We start from the raw sequence: 12,880 nt of genomic DNA, 5'->3' as shown, positions 1-12,880 counted from the left end.
GGCCTCTCTTCCATCTAAAAAGATGCTTTTTATTCTTCATCTGCTTTCCTTCTAAACTAGAGAGTTCTCCTCACTACTTTTCCTTTATCCTCTTCATATCTCTGGTTTTCCCCCAGGCGAGAATAAAAAAGGCCCTGACCGCTTCTATCCACGGTTCGGGCCTCTCTTCCATCTTAAAAAGATGCTTTTTATTCTTTTTATTCTTTTTATTCTTTATCTGCTTTCCCGAGCTCATAGGCCTCGTTCATAACTTTCATTAACAACTCTAACACCGGCTGTGCCTTCTCCATATCAAGTGCAATTCCATTATCATCTAAAATTGCCTTTGCTTCCGGTAAATGCTTCATTGCGATTTGTAAAAACTGCATGCTTTTTTCGTTCATATTATGCTCTTCCTCTCCATTAAAACTTTCACATACAATAGTGTAACACGCGTACTACCCTTCGTATAACTCTTTATATTTTTTCATGTGTGCCAGTTGCTTATTTAAACCGTATTCTAACGGAGTATTTCTTTTTATTGAAATTACCTCGATAGCCTCATCTCTTACTTCGTTATTATTTTTATTTACTTTATCATCCGCGCGTAAAAGATTCATACCTTTTTCCCATAATGACTGTTTACCACTAAGTAAATTGTATATACCAAGATGCGCCCCGTTCGTTCCATTTTCCCATAAGTATTCACATACATCTTCAACGTAAAGTAAATCATTCCCCTTTTCCTCAATCGTACAACGGCACTCTTTTTCACCTAATTCTGATAAAATAAGCTGATGAAACATCATAAAGGACGGTTGCCACGGTCCATATAATGTTGGAACTCGAAATACACTATATTGTAAATTCCCTTTTTTCAATCCTTCTTCTACTTTCAAAAATAGTCGCTTATTTTCGGATTCATCTGTACTGCCTACTTCAATAGAAGAAATTAAATTTAACTTCACTTTTTGTTCTTCACACATTCTTATAATTCGCTTTAAATATTGTAATATGACTCTTTCATTCCGAAATCCACTTTGCTGATTTGGCTCATATAAGCAAAAGTAAACAGTATCGAATCTCTCTTCCTCAACCGATCTCCATCCATCTTCATCTCTTATCGAATAATACGTAAATAATGCATTTCGCCCAATTAATAATAACTTCTCTTCATTAATTTTCGTCATACTATCGAATTCATCAAAATCAAGACCATATACTTCCACTTCTTCTGCAATCATTTTATTTACAAGGTGATAACCTACAAACGTAAGTGCACCTACAATTAGCACGCGTTCCATACCACCAACCCTTTCCCTCTGAAACAAATAGCTCCTCATTTATGTATATGGGAGCTTCATAATTCTTCTTCATATTTTTTAAAGAAATCGGTCGTTTGCCTAACCATTTTATATTTCACATCTTGCAGATGGAACAAGACAGAAGTATCACATTGATTTAGTTGCCTCATTTTCTCATATCTACGCAACTGCTGTTTTCTTCCTCTTTTTTCTTGTGTTGATACGAAAATTTTAACAGGTACACAAGATGGAAGAAGCGTAAATGATTTCTTATTTATTTTTGATTCTAATTCTTCTTCTTTGGCATCATACGCCAAACTTAATTCCTTCACGAGTCTCTTGTAAAAAAACTTATGCTCTTTCTCAAACTCCACATATTCTGGTAAATCTAAACACGGATTTAACATAATGACAGAGCGTATACACTCAGGGTATTTGTTCATCATTTCGAGTGCTACAAGTGCTCCCATACCATCTGCCATAATGTGCATTTTCGCATTCAATGTCTCTTTTCTCAACACAACGTCATATAAACGTTTCGCTAGACGAACAGATTGGTCGTTTCCCCAATGTCTTCCGTATAAATTAGAAGAAAAGACTGTGTAGCCTTGCTCAATAAGGCCATGTAAAAAATAAGATCTACCCGCATGCTGTGTCCATAAACTTGTACCATTCTCAATAAAGTAGTTATAATCACCGAGGAGCATAACAGAAAATCCATTTGGCTTCTCCGGTAAATAAATGACACATGGTTCTTTTTCTAAGTAAAAAAAACGTTCCGTAATACTCATTTTTCCCCCGCCTTATTTTCTAAACATATAAAACCACTCTTTTATAATGTATGAACGGAATGCAAATTTGCGTTGAAAAATCTACAAATATTTTTCTATATTCTTTTTTCAATTGTGTTACAATAAGGACAGATTGAACGAATAGAGGTGTAAAATATGCGTTTCATTTGGGCATTAATTTGGTCGTTCTTACTTGTACATATGATGAGCTATGTAATCGGCTCTATGACTGGCGGTACATACGACTTTAACCAAGCGTCTATTTTCTCAGTTGTTCTTGCTGTGTTAGTACTAGCAATTTCAGCTGCAATTCCAAACGAGCCAGTAGAACAACACTAAAAAAAGAGTCCGGATTTTATCCGAACTCTTTTTTATTTTTATTTCACATGAACGACTAATTCGTTATTTTCTACATCAACAACTACGTGACTATTATCAGTAATTGTTCCTGCAATTAATTCTCGTGCTAATTTCGTTTCCACTTGACGCTGTACGTATCGTTTTAATGGACGAGCTCCGTACATTGGGTCGAAACCGGCTTCCACAACAAATTCTTTTGCTGCATCTGTTAATTCTACTGTAATGTGACGGTCAGCTAGACGACCTTGTAGTTCTTTTACAATTTTATCAACAATGCCTTTAATTTCATTCGTTGTAAGAGGTTTGAATAAAATAATTTCATCCACACGGTTTAAAAATTCAGGGCGGAAATGTCCTCTTAATTGCCCCATTACAAGGTCTCTTGATTCCTCTTTAATGGAACCATCTTCTTCTAATCCATCTAGTAAATGAGCAGATCCAATATTTGAAGTCATAATAATAACTGTATTTTTAAAGTCCACTGTACGACCTTGCGAATCTGTAATGCGTCCATCATCTAACATTTGTAATAAAATGTTGAATACTTCTGGATGTGCTTTTTCAATTTCATCTAATAAAACAACGGAATATGGTTTACGTCTTACCGCTTCTGTTAATTGACCGCCTTCTTCATATCCTACATATCCAGGAGGTGCACCAATTAAGCGAGACACGGCGTGTTTTTCCATATACTCAGACATGTCAATGCGAATCATTTGCTCTTCACTATCGAATAAAGACTGGGCTAACGTTTTTGCAAGTTCTGTTTTACCAACACCTGTTGGTCCTAAGAAGATGAAAGAACCAATCGGGCGGTTCGGATCTTTAATACCAGCGCGAGCACGAAGAACTGCGTCTGACACTAAGCTTACTGCTTCCTCTTGTCCGATGACACGCTCTGATAAGATTTGCTCTAAGCGTAATAATTTCTCGCGTTCACCTTCCACGAGTTTCGCAACAGGAATACCAGTCCAGCGTGAAACAATATCTGCAATTTCTTCTTCACTTACTTCCTCACGTAATAAACGAGTTTCTTGTTTATTATGCGCGCCCATTTCTTCCGCTTCTTTTAACTCTTTTTCAATTGCGGGAATTTTCCCGTGACGAAGTTCGGCTGCTTTATTTAAATCGTAATTGCCTTCTGCTTCTTCTAATTCACGACGCAAACGTTCTAAATGTTCACGTAAGTCACGAACTTTGTGAATGTCTTCTTTTTCTTTCTCCCATTTCGCTCTCATGCCACTTGCAACTTCTTTTAAATCCGATAATTCACGTTGCAATGTTTTTAGACGCTCTTGGCTACCACGATCCGTTTCTTTCCCAAGAGCCGCTTCTTCAATTTCCAGCTGCATAATGCGGCGCGTTACTTCATCTAATTCTGTTGGCATAGAATCAATTTCTGTACGAATTGTTGCACACGCTTCATCAACAAGGTCAATTGCTTTATCAGGTAAGAAGCGATCTGAAATATATCGATCTGATAAAACTGACGCTGCTACAATCGCACGGTCATGAATATTTACACCGTGATAAATTTCAAAGCGTTCTTTTAATCCACGTAAAATGGAAATTGTATCTTCAACAGTTGGTTCTTCTGCTAATACTTGTTGGAAACGTCTTTCTAGCGCTGGATCTTTCTCAATATATTTGCGATATTCATCGAGCGTCGTCGCCCCGATACAATGCAGTTCACCGCGCGCAAGCATCGGTTTTAACATATTTCCTGCATCCATGGCTCCCTCTGTTTTACCAGCTCCAACTATTGTATGAAGTTCATCAATGAATAATAAAATGCGTCCTTCACTCTTTTTAATTTCATTTAATACAGCTTGCAGACGCTCTTCGAACTCACCACGGAATTTCGCACCTGCTACGAGCGCACTCATATCTAACGCAAAAATCGTTCTATCTTTCAATCCTTCAGGTACATCCTTTTTCACGATACGCTGTGCTAGCCCTTCAACGATTGCTGTTTTACCAACACCTGGCTCCCCAATTAAAACAGGATTGTTTTTCGTTTTACGTGAAAGAATACGAATTACACGTCGTATTTCACTATCACGGCCGATTACAGGATCGATTTTCCCTGCTCTCACTTCCGCCACTAAATCACGGCCATATTTTTCTAACGCTTCATAAGTTGCTTCTGGATTTTGACTCGTCACTCTTTGATTCCCCCGAACTGTCATTAAAGACTGTAATAAGTTATCTTTCGTAATATGCAATCTTGTAAATAATTGATTTATATCGCCTTTTTCTTCAGAAAAAGCAAGCAATACATGTTCTACTGAAATGTAATCATCCTGCAGTTTTTCTGCTTCTTTTCCTGCTCTTACAAGAAGTTGTTGCAGAGCGCTCGTTACATACAATTTTCCAACTTCTGCACCGCTCCCCGTTACAGAAGGTTTCTTTTTAATTAAACTTTCAGCACCTTGCTTTAATGCTTCTATATCAACATTCATTTTTTGAAATATACGTACTGCTAATCCATCTTGCTCTTCTAATAATGCAAGTAATAGATGAACAGTATCCACCTCTTGGTGATGATGAGATACCGCTAAAGATTGGGCACTCATAATCGCCTCTTGTGTTTTTGTTGTCATTTGATTTAAGTCCATCTTTACAGCCCTCCAAAAGTTTGACTTTCTTTGACCTTTGATTTGATTATACGCCAACTGACTTTTTTATACAATAATTTTGCCTATGTATTTTCAAACTTATTATTTGAAAAAGAAAAAGAGAGCATTCATTATACTGCTAAAAAATACGGTAAATGAAATTACAATGTGTAACGACAAAAAAGCCGCAATAATGATTGCGGCTTCTGTTACGGTTTTCTTTTATATGTCCACTGGCGGTTATGATTCGTGTTATCCGGAAACTTTTCACCGGCAGTTAATTTCACCATTTGCGGATCTTTCACCATACTTCCCGTTTCACCAATTTCTACGTAAATGCCATCATTCGGCGCTTTTTGTCCAGAACGAAACCTGCGATTTTGTCCCATCTTCATTCTCCTTCCATGACGTCTTGCCTCATTAGTATATCCATTTTAAAAGAAAGCTTTTCTGTCATGTTTAGGAAACAGTACTACATCTCATTCTTGTACATATATATGAATGACACAAGCGTAAGCAGGGATTTCTTTCCTACCTGTAGAAAAAAAAAAGAAACCAACCTACTCTAGGCTAGTTTCAAAGGAGAGTCAAACATATACGAGAAGATTACATGTTCATTATATGCCTCATCACACGAGCAATGTAACCCTTTTCACAATTTGTACATAATGAAAGAAACATTGTTTGAACTTTCTAAAAAGATGTTGACTTTTCTTAATTTCCAACGATAAATAGTAGACACCACAGCACTTTGAGACGTAAGATGGATATATAGTGAAATTTCCATCTATGGTGATTTCACCGAGTCTAACCTCTTATTTCTGCATATTAAAAACGGAAATACAGATAGATACAAAAAAATTATTATAAGAGGTGAAATTATGAACAAACAACATTTAATCGCATTAGACTTAGACGGCACTTTATTAACAGACAACAAAATAATTTCCACTCGAACGAAACATACAATTGCAAAAGCAAAGGAACAGGGACATATTGTTGTTATTTCAACAGGACGTCCATTCCGTGCTAGTTATGATTACTATAAAGAACTTGATCTTAACACACCTATCGTAAACTTTAACGGCGCTTACGTACATCATCCTCTTGATTCAAACTGGGGAACACATCACTCTCCTCTTGAGCTAGCAACAGCGCAAGAAATTGTCCGAGCTTGCTTTGATTTTGGCGTAAAAAATATATACGCGGAAGTAATGGACGATGTGTATGTTCGTGAAATTGATGAAGATAAAAAACATATTTTCGAATTCGGCTCTCCTAAGATTTTTACGGGAGACTTATTAAATATTTTAAACGATCATCCAACTTGCTTATTAATTGACGCACATGACGAGCATTCTACTGCAATTCGTCAACATTTAACCGATATGCATGCGGAAGTAATTGACCATAGAAAATGGGGCGCACCTTGGCCGATTATTGAAATTGTGAAAAGCGGATTAAATAAAGCAGTTGGATTACAAAAAATTTCTAGTCATTACAACATTCCACAAGAGCGAATTATCGCTTTCGGTGATGAAGATAATGATTTTGAAATGATTGAATTTGCTGGTCACGGCATCGCAATGGGAAATGCCATCCCTGAATTAAAATCACTCGCAAACCATACGACGTTAACGAACGAAGAAGATGGTATTGCTTTATATTTAGAAGAGGTTCTTGGGTTGTAATCTAAAAATTCCCTACTTATAGTTTCCTGCCAAATGTCCATACTATAAGTAGACGCATGAGACATTGCGTCGATTGTTTTCAGCTAAATAAAGGGGGTTTTTCGAATGGGTAAAAAGAACAAATCAAAACGTTTTATCCAACAAGGAGCCGATGCTGTTATGAAGCATGATGCAAGATTCCCGTACAGAGGTACATTAGCTGAGGCAGAAAAAGCAAGAAGTAACTCTTCTTTTGGAGGGGTTTAAATGGGGAACTTACTATTCCAACAAGCTAGAGACGCTGTTGAAAATGCCGTATCTTGTTCAAGCGGTACTGAGCAACAAGATCTCGTGTATAGAGCAAAAAATGCTTTGCAATCCGCTTACGCAAACTCTTCAACTGCTGAAAAAGTTCAGCTCCGTGAAATGCAAGAGCAATTGCAAAACATTACGAATTTACATTAAAAAAGAGGACCAACTTTGGTCCTCTTTAATCTTTCCGAAACAATCCGAATACCCCAACTGTTTGCAGTATATTTGTAAATGCACCTGGGTCCACTTGTTTAATAATCCTCTCTAATTCGTATAACTCATAACGGGTAATAACCATCATTAACATTTCTTTATTTTCATTTGTATAAGCACCTGTTGCTGGTATCGTTGTAATCCCTCTTACTAATCGCGAGTGAATCGCCTTTCTTACGTCTGCCCCATTCTTCGTAACAATTAATGCTGTAATCTTTACATGGCGAGTATGAATTGCATCAATAATTCTCGTTGATACATATAAAGTCACTAGCGTATACAACGCTTTTTCCCATCCATATACATAGCCAGCAGCGATAATGATAATTGCATTAAAAAAGAAAAAGTATGTACCGACAGGCTTATCTTTTATTTTTGATAAAATCATGGCGATAATATCTAATCCACCTGTAGAAGCACCCCACTTTAAAGCAATCCCTACTCCAATTGCCGAAATAATCCCGCCAAAAATCGCATTTAATATGATATCATTCGAAACCGCTCTAACAGGGATGATTTCTAGAAACAAAGTCATAAATATAACACAAAGAAAACTAAAAAAGGTGAAGGCCTTTCCAACCTTTTTCCACGCTAAAATAACGACAGGAATATTAAATAAGCTAAACAATACTCCCGTAGATATGTGAATCGATAAAAAATCACCTAATATTTGTGATAATAATTGAGACAATCCAGCAAAGCCGCTCGCATACACTTTTGCTGGCGTTAAAAATAAATTCATCCCAATCGCGTTTAATAAACCTGCGATGATTACAACGATTAACTTCTTTATAAGTTCAGTATAATTCAACTTCAAATCCATTTCGAATCCACCTTTACCCTTCATAAATGCACCGCTATACATAGTCTTTACGAAAAAGGAAATGATAAACGTACAACGTTTAGAAATGGAGTTGATACATATGCCACATACGAGTGATAACGACAAAAAAGCACGTGATAATAACGCAAAACGCACACAAAAAAATGAGCAAGAGCAAAAAAATATTCAGCAAGGTAAACGTGCATACTCTAAAAAGACCGATCACCTTTGATTCCATCGTACATCAACAATTATGTTGATGTACTTTTTTACATTTTAAAGGAAAAAACATTAAAAATTCACTTCATGTTCACTTCTATATTCTACAATAGCGATAACATATTCGGATGAGGTGTTGGCATGAGAGGGAAACATATTTTCATTATTACTGCACTAATAAGTATATTGATGCTATCTGCTTGCGGACAAAAGAATGGCTCAGCTACAGTCGCTACAGCAACAGACTCCACCATTACAAAGGATAACTTCGAAAAACAATTGAAAGATCGTTACGGAAAAGACATGCTATACGAAATGATGGCACAAGACGTCATCACAAAAAAATATAAAGTACCTGATGAAGAGGTAAATAAAGAAGTAGAAAAAGTAAAAAAACAATATGGAGATCAATTCAAAAAAGTATTAGAAAATTATGGTTTAAAAGATGAAGAGGATTTCAAAAATCAAATTAAGTTCAAACTTGCTATGAATGAAGCGATTAAGAAAAGCATTACAGAAAAAGACGTAAAAGACCATTATAAGCCAGAAATTAAAGCGAGTCACATTTTAGTAAGTGACGAAAATGAAGCGAAAGAAATAAAGAGTAAACTAGATGCTGGTGCTTCATTTGAAGAATTAGCAAAACAAGAATCACAAGATCTGCTATCAAAAGATAAAGGTGGAGACCTTGGATACTTCAATTCAGGTACAATGGCCCCTGAATTCGAAACCGCTGCCTACAAACTAAATGTTGGACAAATTAGCAATCCCGTAAAATCATCAAACGGTTATCACGTTATTAAATTAACTGATAAAAAAGCTTTAAAGCCTTATGATGAAGTGAAAGACTCTATTCGCAAAAACTTAGAGGAAGAACGTACTGCTGATCCTGTATTCAGCAAAAAATTGTTACAAGAGGAATTAAAAAAGGCAAATATTAAAATAAATGATAGTGATTTGAAAGATACGTTTACTCTTGTTTCTCCGCAAGGAAATTAAAAAAAAGCACAACCTTATCTTTTTACATAAGGTTGTGCTTTTTAATCTTCTATCTTATTTCTTAAAGTACGTCCAGCCTTCTTCTTGGTAAACCTTTTCTTCTTTCATCAACTTACCAAGTGCGCGCTTAAATGCAGCTTTACTCATGTTAAAGCGTTCTTTAATATCTTCTGGATGGCTCTTATCCCAAAACGGCATTGCTCCGCCTCGTTCTTCCATATATGCATAAATTACTGCAGCATCGTCTTCCATTCCTTCTTCTTTACGAGGAAGAAGTGAAATGTTAATTGTACCGTCATCTTTTACGTCAATAATACGGCCTGTTACACGCTGACCGATGCGGACTTGTTCTTTTCTTTCTGTATGGTGTAAGAAAGCACGGAAATGTTCATCTGTTAAAACGAATGAACCTACTTGAAGCGAACGATATACACGTCCATTTACGTTTTTATTACGCATAGATGGCGTTGCATCTACGATAATTTCTTGCATATCACTGTCTCTTGCCGGAAGAGCAATTAAACGATCACGATTCGTTAATTTTAACGTACAATATAATTCGTCGCCTACTTCTGGCCATACTGGCATATAAATCGGGAACTCATCAGCTGGAATTAGTATATCTTTTGACACACCAATATCAACAAACACACCTAAACTAGGAATAACTTCTACAACCTTTACCCAGTTCCAATCATAAGTTGTAATAATCGGTTCCTTCATTGTTGCTGAAATACGATTTTGGTGATCAAGGTATAAGAATACATCAATCGTATCGCCTTCTTCAATTTCTCCAGCTACTTCGTTTTTATGTAGGAAAATTTCCTCTTCTTCATTCCCAACCATATATCCGATTTCCGTTTCGCGTAAAACAGTTACCTGTTCAATCGATCCTATTTGCAAATACATATTTTTTAATTCCCTTCTATATATATAAAATTATCTTTTTTATCATTCCAAACAAAAGTTAATTATAACATGATTTTTCCTGTATTTGTCCAACTGCCCAAAATTCACTATAATAAAATGAGGTTACATGAATATAAGTACGAAAACACTTAAGTCTAGACTCGTTTTCAGCTATACTTTAGTATGTACAGTACATAACAAGATTAGAAATTTATTTGGAGGTGCTAACTATGGCAAAAGATAGTTCTTTTGACATCGTTTCGAAAGTAGAATTACCTGAAGTAACAAACGCAATTAATATCGCATTAAAAGAAATACAAAACCGATATGACTTTAAAGGAAGTAAAAGTGATATTAAATTAGAAAAAGAAGTACTTGTTTTAACTTCTGATGACGAGTTTAAATTAGAGCAAGTAAAAGACGTTCTTATCTCTAAACTTGTAAAACGTAACGTTCCAATTAAGAACTTAGATTACGGAAAAGTTGAAGCTGCAACTGGCAACACTGTTCGCCAACGCGCAACACTTCAACAAGGTATCGATAAAGATAACGCTAAAAAAATTAACAACATCATTAAAGAAATGAAATTAAAAGTAAAAACACAAGTACAAGATGATCAAGTACGTGTTACAGCGAAAAGCCGTGATGACTTACAAGCAGTAATCGCAGCTGTTCGTAGCGCTGATTTACCAATCGACGTACAGTTCATTAACTACCGCTAAAAAGAAAACTCCTCTTAATTAGAGGAGTTTTTTGTTTTGTAGAGACAATATTCCGAGAACAAACCATAGAAAAATGGTGTATGCGGTGAAAATCACTAAGTGAACAGAGTCTAACCATACGAATACTTTACAAGTGAGCGCATGATTAAACTAGGCCTTATTGTAGAATTTGTTTTATACATGTATTTAGCAGACCTTATTGAAAATAAGAAAAATATACCTTAAGACGTTTCCCCTTCAATTTGAATTACTTTTCTTAATAACCACATCCTGGGCCAAAGTCATCTTAAAAATCGCTGTAACTCATAATTCCTCTCCCCGCCAAAACGTAACAATTTATGAGTATAAGAATATTTCCCAACCTTTAATGTAATGTAAAATTAGTAAGGATCTAAAAAATGTTAATTAAAAAAGAGTTAGAAGTGGTTTTTTGAAGAAATTAATATTATGGTTTTTATTAGCCACATTCTCCCTAAATACTGTAGGATGTTCTAATAATACGAATACACTAACGGATAAATCTAACTGTATCAACAAAGCTTGGTACAAAAAAAATATGTCATGTAATCATTTAAAAAACATTAAATAGTTAATGATAAAGATCTAAAGAAAAGACACCCCAAAGTACCTTCCTCCGACTTGAACCAATAATATTCGGATGGATTTAAAAAGAAGCATACATCTTTAATAAAGATGTATGCTTCAAAATAAAAAAGTACGCTAAAGCGCTAAGTAAACTCTTATTCAAAAATTTATATTAAGCACTAATATTTTAGAAGCAAGTTTATAAGTATAAAACCTACAGAGATTTCCCCTGTAGGTTTTATTATATTTCAAGTGATTTCCAAATGAATTATGAGTGACTTTTTTCAGTTTGGTTTTCAAAATATTTTTCTTTAACCATTTTTATCAGATTTTCTTTTTCTGTTAGTTCAAATATAAATAATGCTTTTTTCATGTTATTTGCAACATCTTCTTCATTAGGTTGTTTAAGTTTCAATAAATTCCAAGCTTTTCCATAGTATAATTCACCTAGTAAATATAAAGTATTTAGATTAATAGCTAGTTTGATACCCATATCATTGTATTTTACTGCCTCTTCATGTTGATTTGCATGACCTAAAATTTTTGCTAAATTAAAAATAATTTTCAATTTAATTTCTTTATCTCTAGGAAAATCTAACTTATTAAAATTAGTTAAACACCTTCTTAATATATTAATACTTTTTTCATATTCTTTATTTTCCCCATGGAATATAGCAATTGTCTGCATAATATCTATTTCTCTTTCTGATAAAAAATCAGAATTAGTTACAGTTAATTTTAATGCATTATTTAAAAAATCTAAAGCAGTTTTTATTGATTTATCCACCATAAATATAGCAATCGCTTCATGCCATATTAAAAATTGTTTATCTTCTGTTGATTGGAAGTTATTTTCGTTTTTCTCTTTTTTCACTATTTCATAAAGTTCTTTGTATTGTTTTTGCTTTAAGCAATCTTTTATTACGCATTTTACATTTTCTACATATTTTAATTTTTTGTTTTGAGTTAATGCAAATATATTATTTGGGTCAATACCAAGTCTTTCTGATAATTGATATAACAATATACTAGATGGATAAATCACACCTTTTTCTATTTTGCTAATTTGACTTTGCGAACATATTCCATGACATAATTCGGATTGTGATATATTTTTTTTAATTCTAAGCTCTTTAATGGTAATACCCAAATCGTAAAACTCCATTTTCCCACCTACTATTTAGCACTGTATTAGTATAAGAGTATTCTCTAACTTTTAATGTAATGTAAAATTAATATAGTTGCAATTATTGATTGCTTCAAAGATTCTTCCCTATCGGTGCTAACACAAAAAACAGGTTAGGAAGAAAATCCTCTTCCTAACCTGGCCCTCCTCTCACTAGGGACGTTTTCATTCTCACATCGTTTCTCTTAAG

The 12,880-nt window shown here is 34.7% G+C and carries 15 protein-coding genes; 7 read left to right on the top strand and 8 right to left on the bottom strand.

Features of this window, described 5'->3' with window-relative positions; translation table 11 throughout:
- Positions 1 to 206: 206 nt before the first annotated feature.
- From ACTFN4_RS27240 to ACTFN4_RS27230, 3 genes are read right to left on the bottom strand one after another with little or no spacing between them, the layout of a single operon-like run.
- Positions 207 to 383, bottom strand: coding sequence for a ComZ family protein (locus ACTFN4_RS27240; RefSeq protein WP_001986215.1), 177 nt, complete (start codon positions 381 to 383; stop codon positions 207 to 209).
- A gap of 54 nt (positions 384 to 437) precedes the next feature.
- Positions 438 to 1,310 carry an NAD-dependent epimerase/dehydratase family protein gene (locus ACTFN4_RS27235; protein WP_002164601.1) on the bottom strand — a complete coding sequence of 291 codons (873 nt, stop codon included), beginning with the start codon at positions 1,308 to 1,310 and terminating at the stop codon, positions 438 to 440.
- A 29-nt stretch (positions 1,311 to 1,339) separates the two neighbouring features.
- Positions 1,340 to 2,074: a hydrolase gene (locus ACTFN4_RS27230; RefSeq protein WP_000028712.1), complete on the bottom strand. Its 735-nt coding sequence runs from the start codon at positions 2,072 to 2,074 to the stop codon at positions 1,340 to 1,342.
- Positions 2,075 to 2,230: 156 nt separating this feature from the next.
- On the opposite strand from ACTFN4_RS27230, the gene ACTFN4_RS27225 reads away from it, so the two are divergent.
- The gene (locus tag ACTFN4_RS27225; protein WP_001211116.1) at positions 2,231 to 2,413 is read left to right on the top strand and encodes a YjzD family protein; all 183 of its coding nucleotides are present in this window, start codon (positions 2,231 to 2,233) and stop codon (positions 2,411 to 2,413) included.
- Positions 2,414 to 2,451: 38 nt separating this feature from the next.
- Here ACTFN4_RS27225 and clpB read toward each other — a convergent pair whose 3' ends face one another.
- Together clpB and ACTFN4_RS27215 are read right to left on the bottom strand one after the other, a co-directional pair.
- Positions 2,452 to 5,052, bottom strand: coding sequence for an ATP-dependent chaperone ClpB (gene clpB / locus ACTFN4_RS27220; protein ID WP_000365403.1), 2,601 nt, complete (start codon positions 5,050 to 5,052; stop codon positions 2,452 to 2,454).
- A gap of 209 nt (positions 5,053 to 5,261) precedes the next feature.
- Positions 5,262 to 5,441 (bottom strand): YjzC family protein, encoded by a 180-nt coding sequence (locus ACTFN4_RS27215; RefSeq protein WP_000531421.1) that lies wholly within the window; start codon positions 5,439 to 5,441, stop codon positions 5,262 to 5,264.
- Between the two features lie 492 nt (positions 5,442 to 5,933).
- Here ACTFN4_RS27215 and ACTFN4_RS27210 point away from each other — a divergent pair, with 492 nt between their 5' ends.
- The 3 genes from ACTFN4_RS27210 (at position 5,934) to ACTFN4_RS27200 (ending at position 7,187) form a co-directional block, all read left to right on the top strand.
- Positions 5,934 to 6,743, top strand: a complete 810-nt coding sequence (locus ACTFN4_RS27210; RefSeq protein ID WP_001041232.1) for a Cof-type HAD-IIB family hydrolase — start codon at positions 5,934 to 5,936, stop codon at positions 6,741 to 6,743.
- Positions 6,744 to 6,848: 105 nt separating this feature from the next.
- A complete protein-coding gene (locus ACTFN4_RS27205; RefSeq protein ID WP_000516816.1) occupies positions 6,849 to 6,989 on the top strand; it encodes a hypothetical protein in 141 nt (46 codons plus the stop codon).
- On the top strand, positions 6,990 to 7,187 hold the full coding sequence (locus tag ACTFN4_RS27200; RefSeq protein WP_000527407.1) for a DUF3813 domain-containing protein: 198 nt from the start codon (positions 6,990 to 6,992) through the stop codon (positions 7,185 to 7,187). It begins immediately after the preceding gene.
- Positions 7,188 to 7,212: 25 nt separating this feature from the next.
- Here the strand turns inward: ACTFN4_RS27200 and ACTFN4_RS27195 are convergent, their stop codons facing one another.
- Entirely contained in the window at positions 7,213 to 8,070 is an 858-nt protein-coding gene (locus ACTFN4_RS27195; RefSeq protein WP_000364431.1) for a YitT family protein, read from the bottom strand.
- Between the two features lie 100 nt (positions 8,071 to 8,170).
- Between ACTFN4_RS27195 and ACTFN4_RS27190 the strand changes: the two genes are divergently transcribed.
- Both ACTFN4_RS27190 and prsA read left to right on the top strand, forming a co-directional pair.
- Positions 8,171 to 8,302, top strand: a complete 132-nt coding sequence (locus tag ACTFN4_RS27190) for a DUF3941 domain-containing protein (RefSeq protein ID WP_001120851.1) — start codon at positions 8,171 to 8,173, stop codon at positions 8,300 to 8,302.
- Positions 8,303 to 8,430: 128 nt separating this feature from the next.
- Positions 8,431 to 9,288 carry a peptidylprolyl isomerase PrsA gene (prsA, locus tag ACTFN4_RS27185; protein WP_001214214.1) on the top strand — a complete coding sequence of 286 codons (858 nt, stop codon included), beginning with the start codon at positions 8,431 to 8,433 and terminating at the stop codon, positions 9,286 to 9,288.
- Between the two features lie 54 nt (positions 9,289 to 9,342).
- Here prsA and ACTFN4_RS27180 read toward each other — a convergent pair whose 3' ends face one another.
- The gene (locus ACTFN4_RS27180) at positions 9,343 to 10,197 is read right to left on the bottom strand and encodes a CvfB family protein (protein WP_000281262.1); all 855 of its coding nucleotides are present in this window, start codon (positions 10,195 to 10,197) and stop codon (positions 9,343 to 9,345) included.
- Positions 10,198 to 10,427: 230 nt separating this feature from the next.
- Between ACTFN4_RS27180 and ACTFN4_RS27175 the strand changes: the two genes are divergently transcribed.
- The gene (locus ACTFN4_RS27175; protein WP_001040149.1) at positions 10,428 to 10,919 is read left to right on the top strand and encodes a YajQ family cyclic di-GMP-binding protein; all 492 of its coding nucleotides are present in this window, start codon (positions 10,428 to 10,430) and stop codon (positions 10,917 to 10,919) included.
- An 853-nt stretch (positions 10,920 to 11,772) separates the two neighbouring features.
- Here ACTFN4_RS27175 and ACTFN4_RS27170 read toward each other — a convergent pair.
- Positions 11,773 to 12,669, bottom strand: coding sequence for a helix-turn-helix domain-containing protein (locus tag ACTFN4_RS27170; protein ID WP_000397889.1), 897 nt, complete (start codon positions 12,667 to 12,669; stop codon positions 11,773 to 11,775).
- Positions 12,670 to 12,880 lie beyond the last annotated feature (211 nt).

The organism is Bacillus cereus group sp. MYBK95-2 (genome assembly GCF_051915225.1).
Lineage (GTDB): Bacteria > Bacillota > Bacilli > Bacillales > Bacillaceae_G > Bacillus_A > Bacillus_A cereus.
This window is presented reverse-complemented; position numbering and strand designations above follow the sequence as displayed.

Coding starts and splice junctions, on each gene's coding strand:
- ACTFN4_RS27240 (WP_001986215.1), bottom strand. CDS start 383: ATGAACGAAAAAAGCATGCAGTTTTTACAAATCGCAATGAAGCATTTA.
- ACTFN4_RS27230 (WP_000028712.1), bottom strand. CDS start 2,074: ATGAGTATTACGGAACGTTTTTTTTACTTAGAAAAAGAACCATGTGTC.
- ACTFN4_RS27225 (WP_001211116.1), top strand. CDS start 2,231: ATGCGTTTCATTTGGGCATTAATTTGGTCGTTCTTACTTGTACATATG.
- clpB (WP_000365403.1), bottom strand. CDS start 5,052: ATGGACTTAAATCAAATGACAACAAAAACACAAGAGGCGATTATGAGT.
- ACTFN4_RS27215 (WP_000531421.1), bottom strand. CDS start 5,441: ATGGGACAAAATCGCAGGTTTCGTTCTGGACAAAAAGCGCCGAATGAT.
- ACTFN4_RS27210 (WP_001041232.1), top strand. CDS start 5,934: ATGAACAAACAACATTTAATCGCATTAGACTTAGACGGCACTTTATTA.
- ACTFN4_RS27205 (WP_000516816.1), top strand. CDS start 6,849: ATGGGTAAAAAGAACAAATCAAAACGTTTTATCCAACAAGGAGCCGAT.
- ACTFN4_RS27200 (WP_000527407.1), top strand. CDS start 6,990: ATGGGGAACTTACTATTCCAACAAGCTAGAGACGCTGTTGAAAATGCC.
- ACTFN4_RS27195 (WP_000364431.1), bottom strand. CDS start 8,070: ATGGATTTGAAGTTGAATTATACTGAACTTATAAAGAAGTTAATCGTT.
- ACTFN4_RS27190 (WP_001120851.1), top strand. CDS start 8,171: ATGCCACATACGAGTGATAACGACAAAAAAGCACGTGATAATAACGCA.
- prsA (WP_001214214.1), top strand. CDS start 8,431: ATGAGAGGGAAACATATTTTCATTATTACTGCACTAATAAGTATATTG.
- ACTFN4_RS27180 (WP_000281262.1), bottom strand. CDS start 10,197: ATGTATTTGCAAATAGGATCGATTGAACAGGTAACTGTTTTACGCGAA.
- ACTFN4_RS27175 (WP_001040149.1), top strand. CDS start 10,428: ATGGCAAAAGATAGTTCTTTTGACATCGTTTCGAAAGTAGAATTACCT.
- ACTFN4_RS27170 (WP_000397889.1), bottom strand. CDS start 12,669: ATGGAGTTTTACGATTTGGGTATTACCATTAAAGAGCTTAGAATTAAA.